At 41.4% G+C, this 1,015-nt stretch carries 1 protein-coding gene; it reads right to left on the reverse strand.

The annotated features are described in order from the left end of the window. Positions 1–972: ISAon1 family transposase (locus BUC01_RS24875; RefSeq protein ID WP_458693047.1), on the reverse strand; the 972-nt coding region annotated here is incomplete at its 3' end. Positions 973–1,015 lie beyond the last annotated feature (43 nt).

Genomic DNA, 1,015 nt, shown 5'->3' on the forward strand with positions numbered 1-1,015 from the left:
TTTGCATAATCTAAAAATAAAGAATGGTATATCTCCGACTCCCCTAAACTGTGCTCTGAACGCTTTAATTTTTGCATTGAATGATTCTGCAAATGCATTTGTTTCCCTGTTAACGAAATAGTTTAGTATTGTTTCATAATAGTTCTGCATGGTATTTGTTACGGTTCTGAAACATCCATATCCAAGTTTTTCTATTTTATTGTACCACAAGGCAAGCTTTCCACGTGCCACATCCTTATCATAGTGCTTATTATACACATTGGTCAACTCTATGGCCAAGTCGTAAACTGATTTCAATTCCGGATAATGTTCGAATATGATTTCCGCACGTATTCTTTGGGATTCAGTCCATTTACTAAAATGCTTGACAAGTACATGTTTAGCCCTTGCCAGCAGCTGCTTACGGGTATCGCCATTGGTATATCGAAACGGAACATACTCTATATTTTGCTCTCGGCACCGCTGAATTTCATCGTTCTCTAAATCCCGTGCCATCCAGCGATAAGTAATCCTGAGTTCATCAATTGCCTCATAAAAGAGCTTCTGTACATGAAACCGGTCATTTGTCATAGTGGCGTTGGGGAAAGCCGTTCTCACAATCCGCATCATGGTCGGCGAAAGATCCAAAGTGACCTCTTTGACTGTCTTACGCTTGGAGACATGAATCATTTCAAGTACCTTTATGACGTCTTCAGACTTTGTGCCACGTATCATGGCCACAAGTGTACCTTTGCCACCACGTCCCGCGCGGTTAGTGACAACAGTATATAATTCTCCGCAACTCAAAGAAGTCTCGTCAATACAAAGGCTAGGACCTATGTTCTGTTTGAACAGGACATATTCTGTGGCATGATCTAACTGATCCCACTGTCTGTATGCGCTGATGAACTCCTTGTACTGTGAAGTTAACAGTTTCCCCCTTACCCCATAAGCATCTGCTATGGAGCTTATGCTGGCCGCGGTAGTTTCAATCTTATTCTTTTAAAAAAGAAACGAACTCAGGAGTGAGTTTCGT

Source organism: Bacteroides stercorirosoris, assembly GCF_900142015.1.
Classification (GTDB): domain Bacteria; phylum Bacteroidota; class Bacteroidia; order Bacteroidales; family Bacteroidaceae; genus Bacteroides; species Bacteroides stercorirosoris.